Source organism: Anatilimnocola aquadivae (assembly GCF_049819085.1).
GTDB lineage: Bacteria > Planctomycetota > Planctomycetia > Pirellulales > Pirellulaceae > Anatilimnocola.
Map to the genome: position 1 here is coordinate 7,795,994 of NZ_CP187419.1, position 25,898 is coordinate 7,821,891.

A 25,898-nucleotide genomic window follows, 5' to 3' on the forward strand; every position below is an offset into this window, starting at 1 on the left:
TCACTACTCAAACAACCAAAGCCCAAAGCCTTCGTGGCGAGCTTTGGCGGTGGCGGGGTGCGTGAACGACTGCAGAGGTTGGCCCGGGACGAGGCGTTGCAGACCTACGACCCACATGTCTTGTGGTCTGGGCGGACCAGCGATGAGTTCGCGCCAGGGGATGGCGATTTCCGCTGTCCAATAGAGGTCGTCACCGGCAGCGGCCACAAACCAGTTCGGGTTCCAACTAGCATCGCCCACGCACGACTCGGCAGTGAAGCCGCGGCTGTCGACTTCCAGCAAATAGCTGCTGCTGTAATCGCGATCGATGTCGAGATAAATCTGCACGTGGTCGTGGGCTGAGAGATCGCTGTCGCGCGGACGTGGTCGTTCATCAACGACATACTTCGCACCGGGCGCTTTCGTGCAACTCACGGCCAGGTACAGAAAATCTTGATCCCAGGCAGCGACCACGACTGCGGGCCACGCATAGTCATTTTGCGCGGCGGTGCGCAGGGTCACGGGCTTGGCAGTGCGCCATAACGGATCATCGAGCTTGCCATCGAGCTGCGGCGGGCCAGCAGCGGTGACGCAGGTAAAGAGCTTCTTCGGCGGCAGGCCATTGGTGTGCCGACGCCAGTGCTCGGCAGCGACGCACTGCGCCCACGGATTGTCTTCGCCCAAGCTGGTAAACGCATCGAGCATTCGTTCGGCCTGACGTTCGTTGCCCGCGAGGCGATGAGCGACCGCAAGTGGAAAGCGGACACTGGGCTCGGCATAGAGCGCCGGACGTGTTTGTTGAATTTGAGTGCCGATTGCGATGGCTCGCTCGGCTCGTTCGCTGGCGGCAGTTCCCGGGGCCGCAGTGCCACGCTGCGAATCGCCGGTCGCGTGCGCGATGAGGGGACCATTGGCTCGGGGTGCAGGCACACCCGACTTTAACACCGGCCGTTGGTTGGGATCTTCCAGCGGGGTGCTGCCGGTGGCGAGTTTTACTTCGTACTTCGTGCCGCGTCGCTCGCGCCAGGCAGCTTCGCCGCTGACGGCCTGCTGCAACAACAGCACGGCCGCGCGATCGGACAGCGGGTGCTGCGGATAGCGTTCCATCAGTTGTTGCAAAGCATCTTGGGCCGATTGTCCGCGCCCCGACTGCTGATACTTCTGCGCGAGCTGAAACAGCACTTCGCCGCCACTCTGTTTCGAGAGTCCCTTGGTCAGATCTTCGACCTGGCCAAGCCAACCGGCACTGGCGGGATCGTTTTGATCGGCCTGCGAGAGCAACTGCTGGACGTTGTGTCGCTTCTGCGCGGCACGGCTGAGAGCGTCGAGATTGTCTTGCACCACTTCGGGCAGTTCACGGCGGGCATCGCCACCGGGGATCAGCGAAATGCCGCTGAACAAGTCGCGCCGGCCCGTTTGCTGCGGCAGATGATCGACTAGAAGGGAGAGGCCAATCTGCGAAGGACCTCGTTCGTAATCTGCGTTAATCAGGCCGCTGCCGCGCTGAGCATATTCACCGATCGACCCGCCGAGTCTGGGTGCCCACTGCGCTGGCGAGAGGGTAACAACTCCCGAGCGGCCGCCGTTTTGTACGCTGTAGACCTTCTTCACTTTCCAAGGCTCCAGCCCGGCCTGGCTGATTTGCTCGGAAGCGAACGTGGTATCGGCGGCCAGTTGCACCGCGGACAGTACCAGTTGGTTCGTCACATGGCCGAGCGGGTTCTCGCCGCGCGTGCTCACGTCTTCGGTAAGAATCACTTCCGGGCGCCAGGTGCGAATGCGTCGCACCAGGTGCTCGGTCGCAAGTCGCTGGCCGCGACCATCGGTCACTTCGTTCCAATAAGCGAGCACCGACGCCGTCGTTTGCGCGCTCCCCTCACTTCGCAGCGGAAACTGCCACGCCGTGTTTGCGGCCGAACCACCAACGGCGACCACAGCTTCGTGCGTGCGGCGCGGCACACTCGCGTTGCCCGACGCTTGCCCGTCGCGATCTTGCCGGCCGAGAATCTCGCAGACGGTCAGGTAGCCATCGTTGCCGCCCGCCGAAGCGATGACTTCCCACGGGATGCGTTCGGGCTGACTGAACACGCCCAACATGGCCGCGCGAGCGCCGCCGTTGTGCTGCGAGCGCCAGGTCTTGCCGCCATCGCGAGTGGCCAAGATCGTGCCGAAAGCACCGACGGCCCAACCTCGATTTTCATCAATGAATGTCAGCGAATGAAGCGGAGCAAACTGCCCAGTGGCATACGCGCGCCACGTCTTTCCTTGATCGGCTGAGTGAAACACCGCCGTGCCGGGTGCGCCGGCAATCCAGCAATGCGTGCCGTACACGGCCAGTGCGCGAAAGTCGAACTGTGAGTGACCAGCGGGCAACTCGCCGGCTGGCGCCGTCCAGGTGAAGCCGCTGTCTTGAGTCGAGAGAATCAGACCGCCATCGCCGATGAGCCAACCACCGAGCCCTTCGGTGAATTGCATCCGCCGCAGATATCGCAGCCCGAGATCGGCGGTGCGCGTCGGGCGAATTTCCGCGCCCGCGACCAGGCCCAGCTCGCCGGCCAGTCCTACCGTAGCGCCGCTGCGGGCATCGCGAAAGTCGCCCGCGATCCAACTGGTGGCGTTGCCCTTTGAGACGGGTGTCCAGGTCTGGCCGCCATCGTTGGTGCGAAATACGCCACTGGGATAGAGGGACGAAGTATCTCCCCAGACCCAACCATTTTTGGCATCAAAGTATTTCACCCCGCGCAGGCCGGGAAGCGTATCGGTACGAACAATCGACCACACATTGCCGCCATCGCGCGTCTTCAGAAGCACCGCCTTGGTCAGGTGCGAGTGAGGCTGGGTTTGCGCGCCGACCAGAAAGCCGTTGTTCTCGTCGATGAACTGCACCGCTTCCCAGCGGCACGAGACGGGCGTGGTTTGCTGCTTCCAAGTGCGGCCGCCGTCGCGAGTGTGCCAGACGCAGCCTCGGTCACCGACAGCCCAGCCTCGATCGGCACTAGCAAAATGAACGCTGGTCAGTTCGGCATCGGCGAGGAAAGCGTCGGCGACCTGATCGGCGGCGGAGATCGCCGGCAATAAGAGCAGCGCGCAGCAGGCCAGCAGCGCTCTCGAAAGCGCTCGAACGGTCGCCGGGTATCCTTCCCTCACCACGATGCGGGCCCCCTTCTTGTGGGCTCGGGCAGCCGCCTTGCTGCCGCGCGTGAGGATTGTAACTAGTTTGCCAGAACGGTCCTAGGTGAATCGGCAGCGGTGACAATCGGTGTCGCTCTTCCGCGTGTAAAACCGCAAAGTGAACGGTCGCCTCGTCAATCACCGAATTCCGATCCGTTCGCCTTAAGTCGTTAATCTCAAACTGTTTGCGATGACGCCTGCCCAGGCGTCATCGCCCGTCACCCACCCGCTGGCAACATTCCGCGTGCTATCTATTAGAGACGCCTGCTGCCGCTTCGTTTCTGGCGGTTCCGGCTTTCCCGTAGAAAGACATGGTATGTCCCTCACCCGCAAGCTGAACCTGATCCTCGTTGACGACGACGCCGCCATCACTCGGCTGGCCGAGCGGTTCATTGCCAGCGAGTTCTCGGGGCGGCTGAACATGCAGGTCTTCAACGACGCCCGGCTCGCGAAGGAGGCCATCGACGCCAATAGCTGCGATATCCTCCTCTCTGACATTCAAATGCCGCAGGTCAATGGCCTGCAGATGCTGAAGTACGCCAAACAGCGAAACAGCTGGACGCAGGTCGTCTTCATGACGGCTCACTCCACCTGGGATTACATTGCCGAAGCCATGGAAATCGGTGCGACCGACTACCTGCTCAAGCCCCTGGAACGCCGCGACCTGATCCACGTGCTGGAACAAACCTGCGACCGCGTCACCCGCTGGCAACAAGTCGTCCGCGCCACCTGGCAACGCCCCGCCACTGTCTAGCTCGTGGTTGAGGCACCCAGCCTGTCATGTCTGCCTGCGCGGCCACTGCCGCGCCTTCTTGCCCCTCTTGGGCTGCACCCGCCACTGCCCCCCAGCACAGATTGCGCTATAATGGGCCTGTTCGTGCGAATAGCACCTCAACTGGCCCGATTGCCATCTCTTTAGCCTGACGAGAATCATGACCACTCAAATCCTTGCTGCCCGTGCCGGTGAAATCACTCCCGAAATGGAATTCGTCGCCCAGCGCGAAAGCCTCACCGCCGAAAAGGTGCGTGAGGAAGTGGCGATTGGCCGCATGGTCATTCCCGCCAACAAGGTCCACCTCGCCGGCAAGCTGGAGCCCATGGCCATCGGCATCGCGGCCCGCTGCAAGATCAACGCCAACATCGGCAACTCGGCCGTCACCAGCAAGGTGCAAGACGAACTCGATAAGCTGCACACCGCCGTTCACTTCGGTGCCGACACGGTCATGGACCTGTCGACCGGCAAAGACATCGACAACATCCGCGCCGAGATCATCAAGAACAGCCCCGTGCCAATCGGCACCGTGCCGATCTATCAAATGCTCGAAGAACTCGGCGGCAATATCGAAGACATGCGCCCGCAGCACTTCCTTGACATGGTCGAACACCAGGCCAAGCAGGGCGTGGACTACATGACGGTCCACTGCGGCGTGCTGATGGAGCACCTGCCGCTGACGATGGGCCGTGTGACCGGCATCGTCAGCCGCGGCGGCAGTTTGATTGCCAAGTGGATGATGGCCCACCGCAAGCAGAACCCGCTGTACGAACATTTCGGCGACCTGTGCGACATCATGCGCGAGTACGACGTCACCTGGAGCCTCGGCGACGGTCTTCGCCCCGGCAGCCTCGCCGACGCCAGCGACAAGGCCCAATTCGCCGAGCTCGAAGTCCTCGGCCGCTGTACGCAGTGGGGCTGGGACAAGGGGACGCAGGTCATGGTCGAAGGCCCCGGCCACGTGCCCATGGACCAGATCGACATGAACATCAAAAAGCAGATCGAAATCTGCCAGGGTGCTCCGTTTTACGTGCTCGGACCACTCGTCACCGACATCGCCCCCGGCTACGACCACATTACCTCGGCCATCGGCGCCGCCCTCGCAGGCTGGAGCGGCGCGGCGATGCTCTGCTACGTCACGCCCAAAGAACACCTGGGCCTGCCCAACAAAGAAGACGTCAAGCAAGGCGTGATCGCCTACAAGATCGCCGCTCACGCCGCCGACGTCGCTCGCCAGCGCCCGGGTGCTCGCGACCGCGACGACGCGCTCAGCCGGGCCCGCTTCGGCTTCGACTGGAACGAGCAATTCCGCCTCTCGCTCGACCCAGAAACCGCCCGCGCCTACCACGACGAAACGCTCCCCCAAGACACCTTCAAGTCCGCTCACTTCTGCAGCATGTGCGGCCCCAAGTACTGCTCCATGAAGATCACCGAAGACATCCGCAAGATGGCCGTCTCCGGCGACCTCAGCGTGAAGGAAGACGCAGCGGGGGAGAATCTGCTGACGCTGAATGCTGGGTCGTAGAATTGGGGTTTTAGGTTTTGCTTCGCGCCACGCGGAGACTCGCGAATGGTAGATCGCTCGATCCAAAGCCAGTTAGTTGCTTGTCTTGATGACTTGGCGGTTGCCCAGCAACGCCAAGTCTTAGAGTTTGCACTCAACCTCCGCGCAAAGCCTGTCGTTGGCGTCCCCGGCTCTGCGCTGCTCGTGTTTGCAGGGACGATCGACGAAGGTGATTTGAATTTGATGTCGGCAGCCATGGAGGATGGTTGCGAGAGGATCGACACCGATGGCTGGTAAGCATCTGCTCGATGCAAACGTGACTGATGCCCGTCGCATCAAGTGCGAATGGCTATTTTGCCAATGCTGTCTAAGAATTTGACATGCGCCTTTAGATCATCGGCAATCTTGCTGCCTTCGTTCCAGAACTCCGTGAATCGATTGATGTGATCAGATTTCTCCATCGCCAAACGCTTCAATCGTGCAGAAATGCTCTCAACGACGCGGCGTTGAGGTAGGTCCAAACTTGTGGCAGAGTATGTGAGAAATTGATCCAGACCGAAGGCCACCGAAAGATATACATGGGCACCAAAATCTAAAAACTTATCCTGTCCGGCACCGATTGCATTGAATTTCGCCATTCGATCTTGAAAGTTCTTGGCAATTTCGGGAAGTGTCACTCCGAAGTTAATCAAGGTTCGCAGCCTTTCATCAGGCTGGGCGTGTTTTGTAGATTCTTCTGTGACTGACTGACGCTTTTCAGGGAGCGGCAACTGGCCGGTGAGTACCTCATTGACTTTGGCCTCGAGATGACTGTAAACATCTCGCTCAAAGTCTGAAACTGACTTGTATTCGTGGTACAAGCCTTGAGACTGTATCTCCTTCTTGAAGTCCTTCAGCTTGACGAGAGACAACGCGTCGGCATCGTATGGAATATCACGCGTGCAAAAATATAGCATCGCACGCCTTGGGCCTTTTGCTAAGATAAACTCTCGAATCTCTTCAACAGTCCCTGAGCTTGCCGTTGGAGTCGGGGTTCCGAGCTTTGTCCAGAGTATTGCAATAAGCAAGTCGCTCTTTTCGATTATCGCTTTGTTGAGAATCGACTGAGGCGAGTCGCCCATGGTAGGAACCGACTTGTATTCCCACATTTCAGGATGCAGCACGACATCATCATGCCGACCATTCCATCGATTGCACACTCGTAAGATTGCTTCACGCTCTTGGCTGACGTCGCCTGGCGATGCAATCGCAATATTTAATCTTTTTACGTTCATATTGGGTAAGCAACGCTGGCAGGTGCTAAGTACTATCTTGCATATCATTCTAGCCGATGTGAATTGCTCAAAACAAATCCCAAATCTCCAGGTCCGTCAGCGACTTCAACTGGTGGACTTCGAGCCGTTCTGAGGTAAGGCTGCGAGGCAGCTGGTAGGTCAGGTCGGTACTCCGCCCTGACTCAAGGCGGCGGGAACTTACTTTGAGCGTTGGACGTTCAACGGCGGGACGCGCAGGTGAGGTGCAGCATTTGACCAGCGCGATTTGTTGGTGAATCGCGGGTGATCTACAATCGGGCTGGGTGGAACCATTCTCGATCCGCGCTTCTGCCATGTCGGATTATCGTCGCAATTTTGTCCCCGGTGGGACTTTTTTCTTTACGCTCGTAACCGAGCGACGAGCCCCACTGTTTGCGAACGAGTCGGCCCGAACCTTGCTGGGCGAGGCGCTGCGCGAGTGTCAGGCAAAACATCCCTTCAAGGTCGTCGCGATGGTGCTGCTACCCGACCATTTCCACGCGCTGTGGGAATTACCCGCCGGCGATGATGATTTCTCCACACGCTGGAAGAACATCAAAAGCGCTTTCACGCGCCGCTGGCTGGCCCAAGGTGGCCGCGAACAACCGCGGCGGAGGTCACGCGTTCGTGAGAAACGCCGAGGCGTTTGGCAACGACGGTTCTGGGAGCACACCATTCGCGATCTTGTTGATCTCGAAAACCATTTCGATTACATCCACTTCAATCCGGTGAAACACGGCTACGTGAACCGCGTCCGCGATTGGCAGCCGTCGACCTTTCACCGCTGGGTGGAGCATGGGCACTACGACATTCAGTGGGGCGCGGGTTACATTCCGGTTCTCTTGCCGGGCGATGCGGGTGAGTGATTGCTCCAACAAAGGTCGACCTGCATGTGCGTCAGGGCGGAGTACCGACCTGACCTACGGGCTCAAATCGCTCTACCCGATTCCTGACATTGAGCGATAGTTAGACTACTACGGGCTACTACTCGCTACAATCTGGCGTCGGCGAGGATCGTAACGGCGCCCTCAGCGCCGAATGCTTTTCATAGAAGTGGCACCTGGCGGAAAATGGGATGATGACCATGAGTTCAGGGACGTGAACGGTCTCGCAGAACGGAAAGGACATCGTGGTGGCACGTCCCAAGAAAAAGCAAGTGATGAAAAACAAGCGGCCGCTTGGCGACTGGCGCGGCGACAATCTGTATGACCTTGTTTTCTGTGAAGCTGAAGAGACTTGGCGCTCCGAAAAGGAGTCTCAGCAATTTGCCAAACAAAAGGGAGTGAAGATCACTCGCCGTGCGTACATTCTCCTTGAAGAATACGGTGAATCTGATTATTCGTCGGTTGAAGGTGATGTGCTTCGCGCGTGGACCTTCGACGACACCGGACTCGTGGAGATTTCACTGGCAGAGCACGCCTTGCATCGAGGAGAGATTGCGGGGCGAACTTTCCCGTTCGTGATGATGATGTTTCACATCCACGAGAACCGGAAACATATTGTCTTGGGGTATTGCGAAGCCAATACGTCAGGAAGTGGGTGCGTTTATCGAGTCGAAAGTTCTGGCGAGGAAGTGTCTTTAGAGCACGACGAGTCGTTGGGATTCTGGCGTTCGTGATGGTCAGTTCGGCGGGGTGGCATGGGTTCTACCCATGTCTTGATGGCCATTGTCGAACGAGGTCGAGCGGCGATCGCTGGTCGCTTCGTGATCTTTTGAGGTAGCGTTGCACTGCGAGTGGTGGCGAATTCCATTTGAGTTCCTGCTGGGTTTGTGAGGAGCCTTACCTCAGAAGGCGAGGGAAGACATGGGTAAACCCATGCCACCCGACCTGACTTGCTTGGCTACGACTCGGCTAGAAATTCACCAGCGACAATGGGCAACCAGTTCTCCCGGCAAGCCAAAGATGGGGCGGCTGCCCAGAGGGAAGGCAGTACCTTCCCAAGGGTCACAGATCACAACGGGACCCTTCCAGTCTTTGGGATTTGGAACGGCGTACGCATTGGACCCGAGTTCGCGCCCTAGAACGACGAAGGCGTGCTTTCCCGCACCCCCTTTTTCATAGATCCCCATATATTCGACCGGCGACACGCCCTGGTCGCGCAGATAGGTCGCAGCTACCGCGGCACACTCCATGCAGTTTCCGACTTTCGCAGCGGTCGCGACATCCGAAATCATCTGAACCTTCTGCCCTCCGCCCAGATCGCCATTCATCGAATGAACCACTTTTTGAACGGCATGATTAAGGAGGTTCTCGCCTTTGGCCTTGATTGTGTTCGCGATGAAATTCTTGTTGATGTTCCCCAGGCTTAAAGTCGCTTTGGTGTGCGCGACCGCGGCTTTGGCTTGCTGAAGGAGCGCATCCGCCGTGGGGACAGCTTTCCCCTTGCTGGCGTTCAATTTCGCCCAGGTCTTGGGGCCTACGATTCCATCGGACTGCAGTTGTTGCTGCTTTTGATAGGCCTTCACGGCTGCGACCGTTTTAGCTCCGAACGCACCGTCCGTTGCCAACTGAGGACTCGGCTGCAATTTTGCATTGAGCAGCTTTTGGAGCGTGACGACTTCTGAGCCTCCACTGCCTTGTTTCAAAACGGCGGGCATATCTGGATCCCTACCCTCACTCAATTGATGTTTGCCACTCGAAAGCTGGAGGAGTCACGCTATTCTGACCCATCTCGATTGTCAAGCTTCGCGTTTCATGCCACGTCCCATGAACGGCTGCGCGGGCTACCACGCCGATAAATTGTCGCCAATTAGGCAATAAATGCTTGACAATGAATCACGATAATGAGCCAATAGCGGAGAGCATGCTCTTACCGGTGAAGTCAAGTTTGAACTGCAAGACAGCAATGTTTTGAAAGGGCTTCGTGGGGTGTTTGAAAATCCAGTCGTTTTCGAGGTCGGTGATTGAGTTTTTCCTGGACGGCTTGGACCTCGTAGCGAGTGACCTGGCTGAAGCGCGTGCCTTTCGGGAAGTATTCGCGGACCAGGCCGTTTGTGTTTTCGTTCGTGCCGCGCTCCCAAGGTGAGTGCGGATGTGCGAAGAAGATCAGCAGGGTCAGGATCCACTGCAGCCATTCCCAGCGGCTGAATTCGGAGCCGTTGTCGAACGTCACGCTCTGACGCAACTCACGCGGGTGTTTTCCCAGGCGAACACGAATAGCGCTCATCACCACGTCGGACGTTTTGTTGGGAACCAGGATCAGTTCGACGTAGCCCGTTTGACGTTCGACGAGACTCACCAGCGAGAACTGGTCATGACCGCCGCTGCAAATCAAATCTCCTTCCCAATCGCCGCAGCGGCCCCGTTCGTTAATGATCGCGGGTCGTTGTTCCAATTGCGGGCAGATCCGCTCTTTTCGCGCGCGGCAACGGCGTTTGTGCAGGTGATAACGACGCAGGCACTTCTGCAGTGGGCGTCCGTGGTCGTCACGGCGGAGCGAGTTGTAGATCGTCTGCCGCGAGATCCAACGGCGCGGATCCTCGGGAAACTGACGCTTGCTCACACCTGCGATCTGCTCCGGAGACCAGCCTTCTTGGAGTTGCTTCTTGACCGCCTCCCGAATCTCTGGCTGCTCGAACTTGCGACGCGGCCGCCCAGCCGCCGCCCGCCGACGCATCGCCAGTCCCTGGGCCACCGATGCCGAGTAACAACTCCGCGGCCGATTGCGACTCAATTCGCGACTGATTGTCGAAGCATCGCGATGAGTCGCCTCGGCGATGGCAGCCTGAGTACAACCCTGAGCATTCATCGTCGCTATGATTTCACGCTCCTCAACCCTAAGCTGCTTGTAAACCATCGCTGGGCCTCCGTTTGAGTATCTGCAAGTGAGATTCTGATATTCAAACACCCAGCGATGGCCTTTCCTACTCTCAGCCACCATACGCTAGCTTGCACTTCAATTTTGCACGCACCACCGGCCTGGTCGTGGAGGGGAGGGCTGCGCGGTGAGGAAGGGGCTGCGATCGGAACGCTGAGTTTTGGCGAGAGCGAGTCATTGGGCAGGAGCTAGGGCGGGGCTCCGAACTCTAACCGCGCTACATCGCGGCCAGGCATGAGGGTGAGGATGGGCAAAGATAACAACTGGTTATCAAACGGTTATCAGCAAATCGTCAGAATTCGCCAATAATATTTCGCAACACGTTGACAAATCATGGCTTACGGCGAACGGTTATCGCGAAAAAAGAGTCGAAAAAGTTATCAAAAGTGGTTATCAGAGGGGCGGGCGAGGAAGTTCAACGGCGGCGGCGAAATAAAGGCTGTTGTGGAGTCCCCTCGCTGACGCGTCGGGCTACTTGTGAGGGCTACGAGATCGCGCCGAGGAAGTGGAGCGTGGGGAGAATGACGTGCTGCAGGAAGGCAGAGTGAAAGAGGAGGCCGACGGGCAGGAGGACCACGGCGGCGGCGAAGGCGCGGCCACGCAGGCCGCGGCCGAGCCCCAGGCGTTTGCCGAACGGGCTGCGTTCGAAGAGGACCCCGACGGCTTGCAGCAGGAAGTAGAGCGTGGGGAGGCCGATGCCGCGGCGGAGCGGGACCGACATTACCAGGTCGTGAACGATGCCAGAAAACAGAAACACGGCGAACGTCGACCCGATCACACCGATGCGGCGGAGCAGGGGACGAAAGACGTATTCGCGGCCTACGTCGTGAAAGGCGAGGTTCCACCGCTGGCCCCAAAAGTCGCTAAGCGAAAAAGCCCAGAGCGGACGATTCATGATGGGCTGAGCATTCACGCCGAGCGAGCGCCAGGCGATCGAGACAAAATGAGCAAAGCCAAACAAGATCGCGAGCGCCAGGCCAACGATGCCAACCCAGCCCGTGACGAGTGGGGGGAGCGACATGGTGAAGCGCGCGACAACGAAAATCAGCACGAGGCCCGAGAGGAATTTGAGGACAGCGAAAAAGATCTCGCGACTGGTGGGTTGCGGGACCGGTTTGTTGCCGAGGAACGCTTCGGCATCCATACCCGGCCACAGGAGCAAATAGTTGAGGACATCGGCGAAGGTGGCTTCGCGGGCCGCTTCCGATTCCGCAAAGGTGAGCCATTTGAAGCCAGCGTACACCGCCGCGGCGAGTACCCAGGCGAGCATCCAGACTGGCAGTTGGCTGCCCAGGGCAAAGGCCAACAGCGGAAGCGCAACAGCCGGCAGCCAAGCAAACCGGTGAAAGGCGAGGGACTTTGGGGCGGTGTTCGCGAGAGTAGACATCGTATGAGGATGTAACCGCAAATCTGGTGCCGGGTTAACGGGCGGGAGGTCAGGAGTCGGAGGTCAGGAGTCGGAGGGTCAGAGGTCGAGAGTCGGAGGACCAGAGGTCAGAGGTCGGATAATCGACGTAAGTGGCAGATAGTCATTTGAGGGGGTGTTCACAAACCGGGGGCGTTGGCGAGTGGCGGATGCAGTATTCTTCGAGCGCGGCGCGCGGGAGTGGCCACAAGGCCAGGGGGTTTGTGAACACGGTTTTTCTGGGGGCGTTTTCTGAGGAGCGGCGGAAGAGGAGATTTAGCGATCGTCGCTGGGGCTATCGGCGGTGTGGATGACGGCGAGGACCTGGCCGATGGTCAGTTGCTGTTCGGGGCCGACGCAGCGTTGAATCAGGCGGCCGCTGGCAGGGGCTGCAAGGTCGACCGTTACTTCGCCGGCGACAACTTCCAGCAGGCGATCGCCCTGGACGACGCGAGCCCCCTGATCGACGAGCCACGAGCAGGCCAGGACGGGAATATCGCCCAGGTCGAGGTCGGTCAGTAGCAGCGGTACTTGGGGCATGAGTTGGAATGCAGAAGGAAGAAGGCGGAATAGAGAATGGCAGGGATGAGGTTCGGACTTGTACCCGGGGAGGATTGCAGCGGTCAAGGTCAGCGGGTGGGAAGAGGGAGATTACGGAAGCGCCATTCTGTCGTAGCGGGCGTTTTTCGCGGTCGTCTGCCGCTTCTCCCCACCCTCGATTGCCCGCTATACTGCCAGCATCGCACAAGTCGGCAGGTGGTTCGCGAAGTAGGGCCCGCGAGCTTTCCCGTCCACGAAACTGTCCCCAGCGACAGTTCGCAACGCACACGCACCAGCAAATCAACGTGAGGGGTCGAAAGGAAATCGCATGGCAGAAGTTGCCAAGGGGATCGAGGGGACGAAGTTAGCCGCAGCGGCCCGTCTACAGTTGGGGGGCAAAGAATACGAGTTGCCCGTCGTCGTCGGCAGCGAAGACGAGAAGGGTGTCGACGTCTCGAAACTGCTCGCGACGACCGGCCATATTACGCTCGACGACGGCTACGCCAATACCGGCTCGTGCACGTCGTCGGTCACGTTTCTGGACGGCGATAACGGTATTCTGCGTTACCGCGGTTACCCGATTGAAGAACTGGCCGCGGGCTGCGACTTTTTGGAAGTCGCCCACCTGCTCATTTATGGCGAACTGCCAACCGCGAAGCAGCTTGAGGACTTCCGCAACTCGATTCGTCGCCACACGATGATTCACGAAGAGATGCGGGCCTTTTACAACGGTTTTCCGCGTGACGCTCACCCGATGGCGATTCTGTCGTCGGTAGTGAGTGCCCTCTCGACGTTCTATCAAGACTCGCTCGACCCGATGGATCCCCGGCAGGTCGAAGTTTCGATCCATCGCTTGCTCGCCAAGCTGCCGACCATCGCCGCCTACAGCTACAAGAAGTCGGCTGGCCAGCCTTTCATCTATCCGCAGAACGATCTGAGCTATTGCCAGAACTTTTTGCAGATGATGTTCGCCGTGCCCTGCGAGCCTTACGAGTTTGATGCCGACGCCGTCGCCGCGCTCAACCTGCTGCTGATCGTGCATGCCGATCACGAGCAAAATTGCAGCACGTCGACTGTGCGCATGGTCGGTTCGTCGAACGCCAACTTGTTCGCCTCGATCTCGGCCGGCATCAGCGCCCTGTGGGGCCCGCTGCACGGTGGAGCCAACGAAGCGGTCGTGCAGATGCTGGAAAAGATCATTGCGGACGGCGGTGACGTGGGTAAGTCGGTCGCCATGGCCAAAGACAAGAAGAGCAACTTCCGCCTGATGGGCTTCGGCCATCGCGTCTACAAGAACTTCGATCCTCGCTGCAAGATCATCAAGCAGGCCTGCGACAAGCTGCTGGCCAAGCTGAAGGTCGACGACCCGATGTTCGATGTGGCCCAGCAACTGGAACAGGTCGCGCTCAACGACGAGTATTTCATCGAACGAAAGCTCTATCCGAACGTCGACTTTTACAGCGGCGTGATCTATCGCGCACTCGGCATCCCCATGCAGATGTTCACGGTGCTGTTTGCGATGGGTCGCTTGCCGGGCTGGATCGCCCACTGGACGGAAATGCACCGCTCGCCCACCAAGCGGATCTATCGCCCGCGGCAGATCTATACCGGTCCAACGGAACGGAAGTTCCAGCCGATCGAGAAGCGGTAAAAGCTGTCTTAACCCGGCTCTCCGCGTAAGCTACGATTAGCTACAGGTCAGCCCCTCACCCCAACCCTCTCCCCGGAGTACCGAGGAGAGGGAGTAGGAAGTTGGTTGTCCTCAGTTTCTAGACCCAGATCCCTAGCCCCTTCGCCCAGCCATGCCGATTGTCAAGTTCGTCAAAGAGAAGAAAGAAATCGAAGTCCCGGTCGGCGCGAACTTGCGCAACGAGGCCATCAAGGCTGGCGTCAACCTGAATCAAGGTTTGAACGGCGTCGGTGCGGGCGTGAACCGCATTCTGAACTGTGCCGGCAAGGGCGTTTGCGGGACGTGTCGCGTGTTGATCACCGCCGGCATCGAAAACACGAACAAACTGACGATGTCCGAATGGGTCCGCTTCAAGACGGTCCTCATTCCCGATCCAATTCCGCCGCTCGCTTATGTCGGTCACGAAGATGAAATGCGGCTGGCCTGCTGCACGGTCGTTCAGGGAGACATCACGGTTCAGAGCGGGCCAGAGATGAACCTGTTCGGCGAGAACTTTTTTAGCTAGTCCACGTCGGGCGATCTTCTAAGCGGCACGAGCCATGAAACAAGTGGTGGCCATCGTTAAGCCGCATCTGGCCGAAGGGCTGGTCGAAGCATTGTTGCGTGCGCCCGTCGAAGCGCTGACGGTGCGCGAAGTCCGCGGCTATGGCCGGCAGAAGGACTATCTCAACCAGTACGGCGAGACCGAATACGCGCTCGCCTTTTTGCCCAAGCTGGAAATTGAAGTTTGGGTCGACGACTCTCGGTTGGAAGAAGTCGTGCAACTGATTCAAGAGCAAGCGAACACCGGCCGGCTGGGCGACGGCAAGATTCTCATCTTGCCGGTCACCACGTTTAAGCCAGTCGTTTAACGTCTGAGTCGACTAGTCGACGGGTCCGCGATCTCGATACACGGCTTCGCTGAGCCAGGTGCTGACGGCCATTTGTTGCCGCTTGATCTGCGTGAGGAGTTTCATTCCCTCCTTCTCAACCTTGGCGCGTTCGTCGGCGACCTTGGCTTCGTCGCTGAAGACGGTCGGGGCACGTTCACCCAGCAGGTGCAGTTCGCGACGGAACTCTTCGAGCTGGAGGAGGAACTTCTTCTCTTCGGCAACGAGTTGCTCGACCTTCGACATGAGCTCGTTGTCGGCCTTGACGATCTCCTTGTACTCGGCATGCAGCACGTCGAGGAACGGCCGGATTTGCTCGTCGAGGTCGTCGGCCGCATCCTGCACGGTGGTTACCCAACCGGTAAGTTCGCCAGCGAGAACGGGCGTTAGTAACGCTTGTTCCAACTTCTCGACGACTTCTTTCAACTGCACTTCTTGCGGGTTCTGAGTCATCATGTTGCACCTCCATTTATTGAGGATGCCCGGGCTCTGATTTCAGCCACACTGGCTGCTGACAGGCCAGAGATCTCCCCTACCAGCGAAAAACATGGTCATTTCGCGCTAGCACGGACCGAGCCATTTTGGACGGAACATCAAGAGCAAGCGGTGTGCCGAAGAGATTGAGCCGTGCATTCGCGGTTGTCCGAAGGATTGGAAAGCGAGCCGTTTTCATCGACCACTTGATAGGCGAGCTGCCGAAATCGAATCACTCCCAAATAGCGCTCGGAGTTTTTCCACAGTGAATGGGAAGTTGTAATCAATCCGTCGAAAGCGAATGGACCCGCCGTCGTACAGGACATAGGAAGCACGATTGTCTCCGTCGCGAGGCTGCCCTACGGAGCCAACATTACATAGTCTAAGACCGGGCTGCACCTCCCACTTCCGATTATGTTCTGCTCCCTCATAGTCCCAAGTGGGACTGACAGGATCTCGCCAGAATAGCCCCGCCATATGAGTCGCGCCACAGAAACACACTCCGGACATCATTGCCGCAATGGCTTCCATTTTCTTTGGGTTGTAGCAATCTTCTGGCACTACATAGTCTGCAATGCTTCGTGGCGACGCGTGCACATACATTGCCCCTTCGTGCTGATGAGCGCGAGGCAGGGAGACAAGATATTCAAGCCAGTGGACCTGCGCTGCGTTCGCAGCAAGTTGGTCGCGAAACATTTCGACGCTTCGCCTTGCTTCAATTGCGGTCCAACCAGCTAAGTCGGAAGACAACGACATTTCGAAGAAGCCGAGCAGTAAAACATCCCAATCTGAGGTTAGGGCCAAACGCGAAATAACTTCCTTTGGTACTGTCGCATGATAATCTGAAGGGGGGGCATGGAGTCAGTCACAGGAGGGCTCAGCGATGAAGGTTTATCGGGCAACGGTCGAGCGGCAGATGGTGAAGGTGTATGGGGCGTTATCCGAGAAGGATCGGCGACGCTACGCGGCGGTCGAAGCGGTGAAACTCGGGCATGGCGGTGTGCAGTACATCGCCGATTTGTTTGGTTGCGATCCCGACACGATTCGCCACGGCGCGGAGGACATCGAGCAGCTGCCGGAGGACGAAGCTGCGGGACGCGTTCGCAAAAAAGGGGAGGCCGAAAGCCAGCTAGCGTTGCGCAACCGGAAATCATTCCTGCAGTGGAAGCCCTGATCGAGCGCGACACGGCCGGTTCGCCCGTCGACGAAAACATTCGCTGGACGAACCGCTCGGTTCCTGAATTGGCGGAGGAGTTGCAAGAGCAGGGCTTTGAGATTGGTCCCGATGCGTTGCGGCGAATCTTGTTCGACGAGCTTGGTCTTTCGCGGCGACAGGCGTACAAGGACGAAGCGGCGTGTGAGTTTGAACATCGCGACGAGCAGTTTCAATTCATTGCCAAGCTCCGCACGAAGTACGAGCGGAACGATTGGCCGGTGCTGAGCATCGACACGAAAAAGAAGGAAATTCTCGGCGATTTCTTTCATCCGGGCCGAGCGATCACCGATGGCCGCGTGGTCGTGCAAGATCACGACTTCGTAACTGCCGAGCAACGACTGGTGCCTTACGGCGTGTACGACACTCGCCGTAATGAAGCGTTCATGTACTTGGCCCGCGGCGCCGACACCAGCGAACTCGCTTGCGATGCGATCCGTCGGTGGTGGGAACGAATGGGTCGGGAACATTACTGGTACGCGCCGCGACTGTTGTTGCTGTGCGACTGCGGCGGCAGCAACGGGTGTCGCCAGCATCGCTTCAAGGAAACGCTATGCCACCTGGCCCATGATCTGCGCTGCGACGTGCAGGTGGCTCACTATCCGCCGGGCTGTTCGAAATACAATCCCATTGAGCATCGCCTCTTCTGTCACGTCTCGCGCGCGATCAAGGCCGTGGTGCTCAAGACCATTCAAGTTGCGCGGAACTTTATCGCACGCACTCACACGACGCACGGACTGCATGTCGTCGCGGAAGTTGCCCGCCGGATGTATCAGAAGGGAATCAAAGCCAGCCAAGCCTTCCTCGATCACAATCCCATTCGCTTCAATAGCTTCCTGCCCCAACTCAACTACACAGCGCCCGCCTTCAACCCCCTATGATCAAAAGCCGAAGTTATTTCGCGTTGGGTTCTTAGTTGCAAGCAAGCGAGAGCATCGGGCCCATATCCAATGAGATCTCCTAGACAAATGATCTCGTCGACATCGTGCATTTCGATATCGCGCAGCACTGCGGTCAGTGCTTCCAAATTGCCGTGAACGTCGCTGAGAATTGCCTGCAACATCACTCTCGCTCGCTACTTCTTCCCGACCAGCTTTTTCAGCTGCAGCCAGGTCTTGGTATTGGCCACATCGGCCTTCGTCAGTCCTGCTCGGCGAGCTTGCAGAATGCCGTAGCGAAGGACGGCGAGGCCATCGGTGCTGTGGGCATCAGTGTTGATGACGATAGGAATGCCATGCTGCTTGGCGGCGGCAAGGTGGACGTCGTTCAGGTCGAGGCGCATCGGGTTGGCATTCAGTTCGAGCAACTTGCCGTGCTGCTTGGCCGCAGCGTAGACGGCGTCGAGGTCGACGTCGTAAGCTTCGCGGCGATTGAGCAAACGACCCGTAGGATGCGCGACCATCGAGACGTAGGGGTTCGCAATGGCGCCGAGAATGCGGTCGGTGATCTGCTCGCGCGGTTGCTTCTGACCATAGTGAATGCTGGCGATGACCCAGTCGGCCTCGGCGAGGACATCGTCGGGCAAGTCCATGCCACCCTTCTCGAGAATGTCGCATTCAATGCCTTTCAGAATGCGAAAACCGCTGGGCTGATCCTGGTTGATGCGGTCGATCTCTTTCCATTGCTCCAGTGCGCGGGCCGGCGTGAGTCCGTTGGCCATCGAGACCCGCTGCGAGTGATCGGTAATGGCAATGTAGGCGAGCCCTCGGGCGCGAGCGGCCGCAGCCATCTCTTCGATAGAAGCTGTGCCGTCAGTGGCATGCGTGTGCATGTGCAGGTCGCCGCGAATATCGTCGACCGTGATCAGTTCGGGCAAATCACCGGCTGCGGCCCAATCAAACTCGCGGCGGTTCTCGCGCATCTCCGGCGGAAACTCTGGCAGCCCGAGCGTGGCGTAGACATCGGCTTCGCTCTTGCCAGCGACGTAGGTTTCCTGATCCCCTTTCACCTTGAAGACGCCGTACTCATTGATCTTCAGCCCCTTGGCTTTCGCCAGCGAGCGGACGACGACGTTGTGCTCCTTGCTGCCGGTGAAGTACTGCAAGGCGGCGCCGAACGATTCGGCGGCGACCACGCGCAGGTCGATTTGAAAGCCCGCATGGGTGCGGATGCTCATCTTGGTTTCGCCGCGGCCGATGAGGTCTTTCGTTTGATCGAAGGCAGCGAGGCGGTCCATCGCGGCGGTCGGATCAGCAGCGACGACGAGAATATCGAGATCGCCGACGGTCTCCTTGCCGCGACGATAGCTGCCGCCGAGCTCGAACTGTTCCACTCCCGGGCAATCGCGAAAATGCTCGCGCAGCGAATGGGCGATCGTATCGGCTTCAGCCCAGAGCAACCGCAGGCTGGCGGTTTCGGCGAGCGACATGCCAGCGAGAATCAACTGCTCGGTCTTCTCGCCAAAGCCTTTCAGTTCGCGCACCTTGTGCTCTTCACAGGCGGCCTTCAACTGATCGAGTGTCGAGATTCCCAGCTGCTTGTGGAGCGCTGCTGCCTTCTTTGGCCCCACGCCGGGAATGCGCAGCAAGGCCATCACACTCTGCGGCACTTGCTCGCGCAGCTCTTGCAGGAAAGGCAGATCGCCCGTTTCTACCAACGTGACGATCTTAGCCGCCAGATCGTCGCCAATGCCTTCGATATCGGTGAGCTTGGTTTTGTCGTCGGCTACGACGGCAGAGAGCGGTTCGGAGTAATCGCGAATGGTTCGCGCGCTATTGCGATAGGCTCGCACGCGAAACGGGTTGGCTCCTTGAAATTCCAGCAGGTCACCAATCAGATCGAAGGCATCGGCAATTTGCGCGTTGGTCATGCGGAGGGACTCAGCAAATAGACAAAACGTCTGTCAAACGAAGTAGCACAAAAGAATAGCGAAACATCCGGCCCTATTCACTATAGTGATTGCGACTCGCTGCGCCATGCGCCCTAGCTCGCCGCTTCTCCCGCCGGAGGTCTTCATGCTCATTCGTGCGTTGCTCCTGACTCTTGCTCTGGTCCTGTTGCAGCCCATTCTCTGCCTGGCTGATGAAGCAGCATCGCTCACGGCGGAATTGAAGAAATTCACCGCCCCCAAACTGGCGGACACCGATGCTCAAAAGCTGCGCGACTATGTGGGCAACGATCAACGCCGCCGGCGCGAAGCAGCGAACCAGAAAAGTTCTGCCGAGTGGCGAGCCATCCAAACCAAGGAACAGTGGCTGGCCTTTCGCCGCGACAAACTCCAACTGCTCCGGCGCTCGCTGGGCAATTCCTTGGCAGCAGACGATTGGCGGCCACCGCAGCCGTTGCGAGTGGAAAAGGCTGGCGAAATTAAGGGGGACGGCTATCGCATCGAAAAAGTGATCTACGAATCACGGCCCGGGCTGTGGGTGACTGCTGATTTGTACGCGCCGGAACCGCCGCGAGCCAAGATGCCGGGCTTGGTGCTCAGCCATGCGCATCACACGCCGAAGGAAAACGGCGAACTGCAAGACATGGGCGTGCTCTGGGCCCGCGCAGGTTGCTACGTGCTCTCGCCCGATCATCTGGGCCATGGCGAACGACGCGGCCATCCCTTTCGTACAGCGGCCGACTATGACAAGCCCTTTCAGGCGAGTCGCAACGACTATTACCATCGCTACGATCTCAACGCCCAGCTGACACTCGTCGGCGAATCGCTTATGGGGTATCTCGCTTGGGACTTGATGACTGGCGTCAGCCTGTTGCTCGATCAGCCCGGCATCGATCGCGAAAAGATTATCCTACTGGGTGCTGTCGCCGGCGGTGGTGATCCCTGCGCAGTGACCGCCGCACTCGATGAGCGAATCACTTGCGCGGCTCCGTTTAACTTCGGCGGTCCACAGCCAGAGACTCGTTATCCGCTGCCCGATGATGCCGAGACGTCGTTCAATTACGCGGGCGGCGGCAGTTGGGAATCGACGCGCAACCTGGCGATGTCGATGCACGACGGTACACTCCCCTGGGTCATCGTCGGCAGCATCGCGCCGCGCAGACTCATCTATGGCCATGAGTTTGCCTGGGATCGCGAGCGCGATCCCGTTTGGAAGCGTCTCGAAAAGATCTATGGCTGGTACGATCAGCCCGCGAATCTTTCGTTTGCCACCGGCTACGGCACCATCACCGCCAAAGATCCGCCGGGCAGTCACTGCACTCACATTGGGGCTACGCATCGCAAGAACATTCATGCTTCGCTGGCCAAGTGGTTCGACATTCAACTGCCCGAAGGCAAGGAATCGACCGACCGGCACGATGCGGCGGAACTTCGTTGCTGGACCGATGAGCTGCGCTCGAAGTTGAAGCCGCAACCACTGCACGTGCTGCTGCAAAAAGCGGAATCAGCTCCGAGCAAGATCGCCGCTGACGTCACGCGAGTACGACCTCTGCGCGGCCCGATCGAAGTGGCCCATTTTCAGAATATCAAAGTCGAGCAGTTTCGCGTGGAGCAACTGTTCTTGAACGTGGCCAACGAACGGACCGTTCCGCTGCTGATTCTGGAACCCGTCGGCACCAAGGCTGTGGCTGGTACCGTGATCGTCATTTCCACGGGCAAGAACGAAACGCTCGTGCAAAATCGTGCGGCCGAGTTTTCTCAACTGCTCGCGAGTGGCCTGCGGATCGCTCTTCCCGATCTGTATGGGACCGGGCTGACTGCCAGCGGCAGCGATCGCGGCCGGCGCAGTAGCGCAACGAGTCGCTCATCCACCGAACGGATGCTGGGAAGCTCGTTTCTCGATCAACAAATTCAAGATCTGCTGCTGACCATCGAATGGCTGCAAACAGGGCGTGGTAAAGATCAGCCCGTGGCCCTCTGGAGTGACAGCGGGATTGATCCTCACCCTGCGAACACCAATTTTCGTATCCCTCGTGATGAAGATGGCCAGCTGCCGCGTGGCGCTGATCCGCTGCCGCAACTCGTCACACTGCTGACAGCGAAACAACGGCCCGAGATCGCCGCGGTGTATATTCGCGGTGGACTGAGTTCGTATCGCACGGCTCTCGACAGTTACCTGATGCTATTGCCCAACGATGGCATCGTTCCTGGCCTCTTTCCCCAGCACGACTTGCCGCGACTCGCCGCTAGCCTTGCTCCGCGGCCCGTTCGGCTCGACGGCTTGGTCGACGCCTGGAATCGTCCCAGCGAACCAGCGGCTACCGCCACATTGCTCAATCCCGCGACGGTCGCTTATCGAAACTCTCAGGCGGCCCCGCGGTTGGAAGTGCAAGGCGATCCCACGACCGCCGCAGGCTGGCTCGTCAAGCAACTGTCGGCCAAGAAGTAGTGCGTCTGTAGAACCCGGTAGCTTGGTCGCAGTGAGACGAGTCGGCGACAGCCTGATTCTGTCAGTAGCTAAGATTAACGGATGGGCACCCCAATCAACGACGATCTCACCTGGCACTTTAGTCGCTTGAATCACCGTACCGATTCTACCGGCCCAGGAACGAAGTGCCTCGTCGTGTTCGTACCGGGCCTCTTTAGCGGGTGGCCGGGCTTTCGTAACTACGACGATCTGCTCACCTTGGTCGATCGGGCAATCGTTGAACGATTCTCTAAACGCGATTTTCTTCCCGTCTCGTACCTGGCGACCTTCTGGTCCCCTAGCGATCCAGACCAAATCGCGCGGAAGATTGGTCAGCAGATTGACGAGCTGACTCAGCAGCAGCATTACGATGCGATTGTCATCGTCAGTCATAGCTTTGGTGGTCTCCTCGCGCGACGTCTGCTGATCCTCTCGCAGCAGCGACCCTGGTTTCGCAAGCTTGATCGCGTGCTGTTTCTTGCCAGTACCAGCCGCGGCTTGCACCCGGCGACGCGCTTGCAAAGCATCGCTGTGACTTTGGGCAAACGACTCGGAGGCTGGTCGTACTTTGGCGGGCTCGCCCTAGCCGGCATGAAACCTTCGCCTTGGCTCACTTCGCTGAGCAACGACTGGCGAGCGCTGCTGGCGTCGACGGTGGGGCAGCGACTGCAAGTCGTGCAACTGCTGGGCGAGCTCGACCGCGTGGTCGATCCAGGGGAAGACGACGACCTCCTCTCGCACGCTCACTTTCAAAAATACGTCATGCCCGCTGCCCGCCATCGCTACTTCATGCTGCGCCGGGTGTGGTTCGATCAAGTCGATGCGGAAGTAGGTGCCACGCTTCGCCTGACACAACAATTCATCGAGAACGCCCTGCGATAAAGCGCTGGACGGCTGCTGAGGCATGCACGATGATTGCGGCAGTCGTTGACCGTTCTTCCACCTGAGTTCACTGCGATGAAACGCCTCTCTCTCCTGCGCTTGCTCTTCGGCCTGGCACTGTTTTCCTTCGCCCTGCCAATCGCGGCCGCCGATCGTCCCAACATCTTGTTCATCCTGGTTGATGATCAAAGCCCGTTTGATCTGAAGACCTATAACCCCAACTCGCCGCTGCAGACGCCGAACATCGATCGGCTCGCAGCCGAGGGCATGGTCATCGACGGCGCGTATCACCTCGGTTCGTTCAGCGGTGCAGTTTGTACTCCTTCGCGACACATGATTATGAGTGGCCGCTCGGTCTGGCACTTGCCGATTGCTCCTGGTGCGATGCAAAAGGGGCTCTGCCCGCCGAATCTGGAAAAGAACACGATCCCCGCTGTTTTCAACCGCGCAGGTTACGCCACAATGCGCACCTGCAAGCAAGGGAACAGCTACGAAGCAGCCAACAAGCAGTTCACCGTTCGTCGCGATGCCACCAAGCGCGGCGGCACCGCCGAAAGCGGTAGTGCCTGGCACGCCGAGCAAGTCCTGACTTACCTGGCCGAGCGAGAGCAGGCGAAAGAGACCAAACCATTTCTCATCTACTACGGGTTTTCGCATCCGCACGACGAGCGCGACGGCACGCCGGAACTGCTGGCCAAGTATGGTGCGGGCAATCACACCGACAAGACTCAACCACCAGCCTTGAACGACAAGCAACCAAAGGTTCCGGCCAACTATCTGCCGGCTCATCCCTTTCCGCACGGTCATCCGGGGTTGCGCGACGAAGTCGCCGTGAGTGGCGTTTGGGAACGTCGCGACCCAGCAACCATTCGCAACGAACTGGGGCGCGAGTTCGCGTGCAGCGAAAACATTGACATGCAAATCGGCCGGGTGCTCGACAAATTGAAGGCGCTCGGCGAGCTCGATAACACCTACATCGTCTATACCGCCGATCACGGCATCGCCATCGGTCGGCATGGCCTGCAAGGAAAGCAGAACCTGTACGAACACACCTGGCGCGTGCCCTTCATTATGAAGGGTCCCGGTATCAAGCCCGGTTCGCGAGCGCAAGGCAACATCTACTTGCAAGACGTGCTCGCCACCCTCTGCGATCTGGCCGCGGTCCCCGCGCCCGAGAGCAACGAAGGGACGAGCCTCAAGCCAGTGCTCGAAGGCAAGCAAGCAGTCGTGCGCGATGTGCTGTACGGCGTCTACAACGGTGGCACGAAGCCCGGCATGCGCTCGGTGAAGAAGGGAGACTGGAAGCTCATCAAGTATGACGTGCTGGAAGGCAAAGTCCGCGAGACTCAGTTATTCAATATCGCCGAGAATTCGCACGAGTTTGTCAAGGAACATCACGATCCAAAAGTGATCGCGCAAACGGGCATCACGCCGACAGCCAATCAGGTGAACCTCGCTGGCGATCCTCGCTACGCGGACAAGCTTCAAGAAATGGAACTGCTGCTGCTCGCCGAGATGCGCAGACTGAATGATCCGTGGCGGCTTTGGAACCAGCCCGACGACGGCCTGAAGCCACCAGCAGACGCTCCTAAGGCCAAAGTCAAAAAGAAGGCTCGTTAGTTGACGAGTGCCGAATCAATCTTGTTGGCAGAGAGTAATTCGCAACAGCTCGTCCCGGCACACAAACGATTGTTGAAATACGACTTTAGGTTGGCCCGGACCGGCAAGCGTCGATTCCTTGGCAATGCAAGGAATCGACAGAAACGAAGGGGAGTTGACCAGCCCTTTGATGTTGCCGCCAACCATGTTGGTGATTTCGGCCAGTGCATCTTGCAGGTCGTCTTCGCTCACCGAATTGGTGCTGATGCCGAACATGCCGCCCGCGATGTCGCGGGCGAGACCGAGCGAAGATTCGACGATTACCGTTCCTTCCCACGCGCCGCTGATTTGCACGAAGCTGGAAATCTGCTCAGCGGAATCTGGTTCAGCCACGAAGTCGGTCGTGGCGACATCAAAATCCAGCATGGTTTTCAGCACGTTTTCGGTGATGGCGACGACATCGTCAGACTTGACCGTCATGGGTGACCTCACGTTCGGGCAGGAGGAAAGGAGCTTTAGTTCTTGGCGGTAGCGGCAGGAGTCTCGAGGCAATAGCAGACCGCTTTGCCAACTTGCGTGCGGACGAAAGTGGTGTCGAGATTCATCGTGGTTTCGGCACCACCGAGGAACAAAAAGCCGTCGGGCTGAAGAATCTTGCGAACCTTGCCGAGAATGGTTTTCTTGGTTTCGGGCGAGAAGTAGATCAGCACATTTCGCAAGAACACGATATCGAACTTGGGAAGCGAGGTCGGCCAGGTTTCGACCAGGTTCACTTCGCTGAACTCGACCATCTTGCGAATCTCGTCTTTGATCCGCCAATGGACACCATCGCGCTGAAAGTACTTCACCATCAGGTTCGCCGGCAAACCACGATTGACTTCAGTCTGATTGAAGACCCCTTCCCGCGCTCGAGCGAGAATCTGGCTGGAGAGATCACTGCCGATGATGCGCACTTTCCAGCCTGCCAGGGCGGCAAAGTGTTCGCGCAGGATCATCGCAATGGTGAACGGTTCTTGTCCGCTGGAGCAGGCATTTGACCAAATGTTCAAGGTTCGTTCGCTCGAACGCTTCGCGACGAGTTGCGGAATGATCTGCGACTTGAGTGCTTCAAACGGATGAATGTCCCGAAAGAAGCTGGTTTCGTTCGTGGTCATCGCCTCGACCACTTGCCGAGACAAATCCTGTTTGCCCGGTCGGCGCATCTCGGCAACGAGTTCACGCAACGAGGCCAGGCCTTGTTCGCGAGCGATGGGTGCCAGGCGCGATTCGACGAGATAGGCCTTGCTGGGTTCAATCTCAATCGCCGAACGAGTCCGGACAAGATTGCAGACAAACCCGAACGAGTCGCTATCGAGCGTGGTGGAAGAACCAAGGGTAGCAGCGGTAGTCATCAAA

The 25,898-nt window shown here is 58.5% G+C and carries 24 protein-coding genes; 13 read left to right on the plus strand and 11 right to left on the minus strand.

Going from position 1 to position 25,898, the window contains the following annotated elements; genetic code table 11:
• Window positions 1-3 precede the first annotated feature (3 nt).
• Window positions 4-3,129, minus strand: a complete 3,126-nt coding sequence (locus tag NA78x_RS30810) for a YCF48-related protein (protein WP_425616224.1) — start codon at window positions 3,127-3,129, stop codon at window positions 4-6.
• 337 nt (window positions 3,130-3,466) lie between these two features.
• On the opposite strand from NA78x_RS30810, the gene NA78x_RS30815 reads away from it, so the two are divergent.
• The 3 genes from NA78x_RS30815 to NA78x_RS30825 all read left to right on the plus strand — a co-directional run bounded on the left by NA78x_RS30815 (window position 3,467) and on the right by NA78x_RS30825 (window position 5,723).
• Window positions 3,467-3,904, plus strand: a complete 438-nt coding sequence (locus NA78x_RS30815) for a response regulator (protein ID WP_425616225.1) — start codon at window positions 3,467-3,469, stop codon at window positions 3,902-3,904.
• A 178-nt stretch (window positions 3,905-4,082) separates the two neighbouring features.
• Window positions 4,083-5,447 carry a phosphomethylpyrimidine synthase ThiC gene (thiC, locus tag NA78x_RS30820; RefSeq protein ID WP_425616226.1) on the plus strand — a complete coding sequence of 455 codons (1,365 nt, stop codon included), beginning with the start codon at window positions 4,083-4,085 and terminating at the stop codon, window positions 5,445-5,447.
• Between the two features lie 45 nt (window positions 5,448-5,492).
• Window positions 5,493-5,723: a hypothetical protein gene (locus NA78x_RS30825; RefSeq protein ID WP_425616227.1), complete on the plus strand. Its 231-nt coding sequence runs from the start codon at window positions 5,493-5,495 to the stop codon at window positions 5,721-5,723.
• Window positions 5,724-5,761: 38 nt separating this feature from the next.
• Here NA78x_RS30825 and NA78x_RS30830 read toward each other — a convergent pair whose 3' ends face one another.
• On the minus strand, window positions 5,762-6,700 hold the full coding sequence (locus tag NA78x_RS30830) for a hypothetical protein (protein ID WP_425616228.1): 939 nt from the start codon (window positions 6,698-6,700) through the stop codon (window positions 5,762-5,764).
• A gap of 332 nt (window positions 6,701-7,032) precedes the next feature.
• Between NA78x_RS30830 and NA78x_RS30835 the strand changes: the two genes are divergently transcribed.
• Together NA78x_RS30835 and NA78x_RS30840 are read left to right on the plus strand one after the other, a co-directional pair.
• Entirely contained in the window at window positions 7,033-7,584 is a 552-nt protein-coding gene (locus tag NA78x_RS30835; RefSeq protein WP_425616229.1) for an REP-associated tyrosine transposase, read from the plus strand.
• A gap of 266 nt (window positions 7,585-7,850) precedes the next feature.
• Window positions 7,851-8,336, plus strand: coding sequence for a hypothetical protein (locus NA78x_RS30840; protein ID WP_425616230.1), 486 nt, complete (start codon window positions 7,851-7,853; stop codon window positions 8,334-8,336).
• 243 nt (window positions 8,337-8,579) lie between these two features.
• Here NA78x_RS30840 and NA78x_RS30845 read toward each other — a convergent pair whose 3' ends face one another.
• From NA78x_RS30845 to NA78x_RS30860, 4 genes are all read right to left on the minus strand, one after another.
• Window positions 8,580-9,317, minus strand: coding sequence for a peptidoglycan-binding domain-containing protein (locus NA78x_RS30845; RefSeq protein ID WP_425616231.1), 738 nt, complete (start codon window positions 9,315-9,317; stop codon window positions 8,580-8,582).
• 224 nt (window positions 9,318-9,541) lie between these two features.
• Window positions 9,542-10,600 carry an IS30 family transposase gene (locus NA78x_RS30850; protein ID WP_425614411.1) on the minus strand — a complete coding sequence of 353 codons (1,059 nt, stop codon included), beginning with the start codon at window positions 10,598-10,600 and terminating at the stop codon, window positions 9,542-9,544.
• Window positions 10,601-11,021: 421 nt separating this feature from the next.
• Complete coding sequence (locus NA78x_RS30855) at window positions 11,022-11,924, minus strand: MBOAT family protein (RefSeq protein WP_425616232.1); 903 nt, start codon at window positions 11,922-11,924, stop codon at window positions 11,022-11,024.
• Window positions 11,925-12,218: 294 nt separating this feature from the next.
• On the minus strand, window positions 12,219-12,482 hold the full coding sequence (locus NA78x_RS30860) for a biotin/lipoyl-containing protein (RefSeq protein WP_425616233.1): 264 nt from the start codon (window positions 12,480-12,482) through the stop codon (window positions 12,219-12,221).
• A 328-nt stretch (window positions 12,483-12,810) separates the two neighbouring features.
• Between NA78x_RS30860 and NA78x_RS30865 the strand changes: the two genes are divergently transcribed.
• From NA78x_RS30865 to NA78x_RS30875, 3 genes are all read left to right on the plus strand, one after another.
• A complete protein-coding gene (locus NA78x_RS30865; protein WP_425616234.1) occupies window positions 12,811-14,133 on the plus strand; it encodes a citrate synthase in 1,323 nt (440 codons plus the stop codon).
• Between the two features lie 151 nt (window positions 14,134-14,284).
• Complete coding sequence (locus tag NA78x_RS30870; protein ID WP_425616235.1) at window positions 14,285-14,677, plus strand: ferredoxin; 393 nt, start codon at window positions 14,285-14,287, stop codon at window positions 14,675-14,677.
• A gap of 34 nt (window positions 14,678-14,711) precedes the next feature.
• Window positions 14,712-15,023, plus strand: coding sequence for a P-II family nitrogen regulator (locus NA78x_RS30875; RefSeq protein WP_425616236.1), 312 nt, complete (start codon window positions 14,712-14,714; stop codon window positions 15,021-15,023).
• 12 nt (window positions 15,024-15,035) lie between these two features.
• On the opposite strand, the gene NA78x_RS30880 is transcribed toward NA78x_RS30875, so the two are convergent.
• Complete coding sequence (locus NA78x_RS30880) at window positions 15,036-15,497, minus strand: hypothetical protein (RefSeq protein WP_425616237.1); 462 nt, start codon at window positions 15,495-15,497, stop codon at window positions 15,036-15,038.
• Between the two features lie 901 nt (window positions 15,498-16,398).
• Here NA78x_RS30880 and NA78x_RS30885 point away from each other — a divergent pair.
• Window positions 16,399-16,689, plus strand: coding sequence for a hypothetical protein (locus NA78x_RS30885; protein ID WP_425613584.1), 291 nt, complete (start codon window positions 16,399-16,401; stop codon window positions 16,687-16,689).
• Complete coding sequence (locus NA78x_RS30890) at window positions 16,677-17,609, plus strand: ISAzo13 family transposase (protein WP_425613585.1); 933 nt, start codon at window positions 16,677-16,679, stop codon at window positions 17,607-17,609. The genes NA78x_RS30885 and NA78x_RS30890 overlap by 13 nt, the downstream gene beginning before the upstream one ends.
• On the opposite strand, the gene NA78x_RS30895 is transcribed toward NA78x_RS30890, so the two are convergent.
• Window positions 17,579-17,791 (minus strand): metallophosphoesterase family protein, encoded by a 213-nt coding sequence (locus NA78x_RS30895; protein ID WP_425616238.1) that lies wholly within the window; start codon window positions 17,789-17,791, stop codon window positions 17,579-17,581. The genes NA78x_RS30890 and NA78x_RS30895 overlap by 31 nt on opposite strands.
• Window positions 17,792-17,803: 12 nt before the next feature.
• Window positions 17,804-19,537: a DNA polymerase/3'-5' exonuclease PolX gene (gene polX, locus NA78x_RS30900; RefSeq protein ID WP_425616239.1), complete on the minus strand. Its 1,734-nt coding sequence runs from the start codon at window positions 19,535-19,537 to the stop codon at window positions 17,804-17,806.
• Window positions 19,538-19,682: 145 nt separating this feature from the next.
• On the opposite strand from polX, the gene NA78x_RS30905 reads away from it, so the two are divergent.
• The 3 genes from NA78x_RS30905 (at window position 19,683) to NA78x_RS30915 (ending at window position 24,524) form a co-directional block, all read left to right on the plus strand.
• A complete protein-coding gene (locus tag NA78x_RS30905; protein WP_425616240.1) occupies window positions 19,683-22,004 on the plus strand; it encodes a hypothetical protein in 2,322 nt (773 codons plus the stop codon).
• 81 nt (window positions 22,005-22,085) lie between these two features.
• The gene (locus tag NA78x_RS30910; RefSeq protein WP_425616241.1) at window positions 22,086-22,904 is read left to right on the plus strand and encodes an alpha/beta fold hydrolase; all 819 of its coding nucleotides are present in this window, start codon (window positions 22,086-22,088) and stop codon (window positions 22,902-22,904) included.
• Between the two features lie 75 nt (window positions 22,905-22,979).
• Window positions 22,980-24,524 carry a sulfatase-like hydrolase/transferase gene (locus tag NA78x_RS30915; RefSeq protein WP_425616242.1) on the plus strand — a complete coding sequence of 515 codons (1,545 nt, stop codon included), beginning with the start codon at window positions 22,980-22,982 and terminating at the stop codon, window positions 24,522-24,524.
• 15 nt (window positions 24,525-24,539) lie between these two features.
• Here NA78x_RS30915 and NA78x_RS30920 read toward each other — a convergent pair whose 3' ends face one another.
• Complete coding sequence (locus NA78x_RS30920) at window positions 24,540-24,983, minus strand: chemotaxis protein CheX (protein ID WP_425616243.1); 444 nt, start codon at window positions 24,981-24,983, stop codon at window positions 24,540-24,542.
• A 35-nt stretch (window positions 24,984-25,018) separates the two neighbouring features.
• Window positions 25,019-25,894, minus strand: coding sequence for a CheR family methyltransferase (locus NA78x_RS30925; RefSeq protein WP_425616244.1), 876 nt, complete (start codon window positions 25,892-25,894; stop codon window positions 25,019-25,021).
• Window positions 25,895-25,898: the final 4 nt, after the last annotated feature.